Below are 3,435 nucleotides of genomic sequence, written 5' to 3'. Positions count from 1 at the left end.
GAATTGTTCAAAATCACGCCATGGCTATCAACATTGAAACTGTCATATTTGTTATGAGAAAGACCCTGTCCATTGGGGCGAACAATATCAATCAGCGGCACATCATTGCCGGATTTCCCCACCGTGGGGCGGAAAACAGAACCAACCCCATCGGCTGCTTTAATCCCTTGGCTCTCTTGTGAATACACATCCTCTAAATTGATAAATTACAATTTCAACTTTACGCCTTCCTTCTTCTAAAAATTCCTATGATAATATCATTTGAATTCTATATTTATTAATTAATCCTATTTTAGACATCTTACCTCTTCCCCCATCTAATAGAAGGATAGCATCAAATAGTTTTTTAGCTAACTCATCATCTGCAAATTAAAATACTCACATAAGATATTATGCTTATCTTTAGATAATTTTATAAACAAAGTAAAAAATAACTACGAGAAGTTTTTGTTCAAAATATTTATCAATATCTTATATAGTAATTAAATTTAAAAAAACTCACTAAGTTATTATATTTTCCTTTATTTTTATAGATTAATAATTTAAAAGCTATCATCATAAGACTACATAAATCCATCGTAAATAATACTTATATTAAAACATAAAAATCTAATCTTTAAAAATTGCAATCTTATTTTATCTTAATTTTCTAAAAGTATAAGTATCTTATTTTAAAACATTTTTTACCATTAACAATAAAAAACATAAAATAACTTATAAAATTACGATTTTTATACTTCTTTTAAGCGTTCGGTAACACCTCATTAACATTGTTGCTTTAAACAACCATCAGAAGCAGAAACAAACTGTTTTTCTCCGGATCAGGTAGCGCGTACCGGAGTAACAGTTTTTATTTCATATACCATTTACAAAAGAATACGTACCATATAAATTTGAAAGGTATTTCTAATTTCATATTTTGAACAAAGATTTTAGGTAAAAAGATAAATTGAATAAAAAAGTCAATCTATCTATTATAATTAATATTTTAGCGTTTTTGCATCCACAGGGCTCGTGTTTCAGCGCAAAAATCAGCGTAATGGCTTTTTTCAATGGCATCGCGGATTCCTTGCATCAATTGTTGGTAATAAAAAAGGTTATTCCAAGTTAACAACATACCACCAAGGGATTCACCAGATTTGATCAAATGATGCAAATAAGCGCAGCTATAAGCATTTGCTGCTGGACAAGGTGATTGTGGATCAAGAGGATGTGGATCTTCTGCATAACGTGCGTTACGCAAATTAACTCTACCAAAGCGTGTAAAAGCTAAACCATGACGTCCTGCACGCGTTGGCATAACACAGTCAAACATATCAACACCACGAGCAACACTTTGTAAAATATCATCAGGCGTCCCTACTCCCATAAGATAACGCGGTTTATCCTCTGGCAGAATCGAACAAGTAGTATCCAACACTGCTGTCATAACACTTTGCGGCTCCCCAACAGCAAGTCCTCCAATAGCATAACCTTTTAAATCCATTTCTTTTAATCCTTGAGCCGAACGTTCACGCAGTTTCAGATTATCACCACCTTGAACAATCCCAAACAAGGCTTTATCTGGCTGATCCCCAAACGCTGTTTTACAACGTTGTGCCCACCGCAATGAAAGCTCCATAGATTCTTCTATTTCTTTTTCAGGAGCAGGTAATGCAATACATTGATCTAACTGCATCTGAATATCCGCATCAAGAAGTCCTTGAATTTCGATAGAACGCTCTGGACTCATTTCATAGTAGGTACCATTAATGTAAGAGCGAAAAATCACACCTTGTTCAGTAATTTTACGGATCCCAGCCAGTGACATAACCTGAAATCCACCAGAATCAGTTAAAATAGGGCCGCTCCAGCGTGAAAATTTATGTAATCCTCCCAAACGCGCAATACGTTCAGCTCCTGGACGTAACATTAAATGATAAGTATTCCCCAAAATAATATCCGCTCCAAGATCACGTATTTGGTCCATATACATAGCCTTAACGGTTCCTGCCGTTCCAACTGGCATGAATGCGGGTGTCCGAATACATCCTCTTCGCGTTATAATTTCACCTCGACGTGCACATCCATCCTGAGCAATTTTTCTATAATGAAATGTCTTTATCATTACTCTCTTCTTCTTGATTCCATAAATGCAGCTCTCTATAATAAAGAAAAAAGATATCTTCGTTACAGCATTATCATAGGTCTTATGAATTAATTCTTGATTCGCTTAATATTGTACCCAGCTTAAAAGATTAAACGAGCTAAAAGAACTTTTTGTATCAAGAAATAAGCATAGTAAAGAAATAATCTAGCTCTAGAAAACTAGAAAAATTCTTCTAATATCATACCTCAAAATACCTAAGCTTAACCCGCTAAAGCCTTAATAGATCTGAAAAATTATTATCTCTTATGAACTTAAAATCCTTAGAATTCCCTTCACAATCGATCTGTGGATAAATATTTGATAAAATTTGGAATGGAAAATTTGATCGGCAAACGAGCACGGAACGTCCCTTCAACATATGATTTACTCTGCTTTTGACAGCCAGAATATTACAAATACAATCCCATAATAAAAAGATAATATATTGATTTACAATGAATTTACTCTTTTCATATTGAATTAAAGACCCAAATCTAGCAAGTTTTTTTCATTCTAACACCTCTCAGATTAAATTAATTAAAATTAATTGCTTACACGTCACAAGCGAGGCTACAATGTGGGTAAGAATTGTATAGAAAAGACTAAAAATGCTTCTAATGAACTATTTTAATGCAAGGGTTGTAACAACATTGAAAACTAGCAAATAGAATGATGCCACTGCCTCATTCCTCCATAAGGATAAAGATGATGGCGCTCAATGGCTTTATCGTTTCATTACCCTATACCCTTTACGGTTTCCCTGTAAAATGAGCGGGCGAATTGATTGCCTACAGAAAAAAGCACGTACTTCTTAGATAAACAACTCTATAAAACCCAAAATATACTGACCATAAATTGAGATGTTTCTGCCTTTCATCAAACACTTTGCCAAACAACAATTCTAACACATCTGGCTTTATATTTGCTTCTCCTAACAGGCGTTCGTACACGTTCTTTATGTTATATCCCCAAAGATCAAATTGATGGTGATATCTGAATTATCTCTGCCGAAAATATGAAAGATTAACGAAATGCTACAACAGTATTTCGCATTCCATTATCATCAAAAATACTAAAAGAGATTGTACAAGGCATTGATTTATAATGATAATTCACTGTTTTGTATGTTGAATGAGAGTCTCGAATAACGTAGGATTCTCTCATTTCAAACCTGTTTATCTTGAATCAATCAAAATCACTCATTTGCACATAACAAGTGGGATGAGTGTGTGGATCAAATTTGTATAAGAAAGGAGTAAAAAATGGCTCTTATGAACCGTCTTAATGCAAGATCTGTAGCAACATTG

General features: G+C 34.0%; 2 protein-coding genes. Both read right to left on the bottom strand.

Annotation, left to right across the window (positions count from 1 at the left end):
- On the bottom strand, nt 1-188 hold a 188-nt coding region (locus tag GGR08_RS07645; protein ID WP_183194716.1), incomplete at its 3' end, for a hypothetical protein.
- Between the two features lie 800 nt (nt 189-988).
- Nucleotides 989-2,107, bottom strand: a complete 1,119-nt coding sequence (gene tgt, locus GGR08_RS07640) for a tRNA guanosine(34) transglycosylase Tgt (RefSeq protein WP_183194715.1) — start codon at nt 2,105-2,107, stop codon at nt 989-991.
- Nucleotides 2,108-3,435: the final 1,328 nt, after the last annotated feature.

The organism is Bartonella fuyuanensis, from assembly GCF_014197255.1.
GTDB lineage: Bacteria > Pseudomonadota > Alphaproteobacteria > Rhizobiales > Rhizobiaceae > Bartonella > Bartonella fuyuanensis.
Note: the sequence above shows the minus strand (reverse complement) of the source record. Positions and strands in the feature narration are given on the sequence as shown.

Excerpts from the sequence above, each read along its gene's own strand:
- tgt (WP_183194715.1), bottom strand. The coding sequence starts at position 2,107 with ATGATAAAGACATTTCATTATAGAAAAATTGCTCAGGATGGATGTGCA.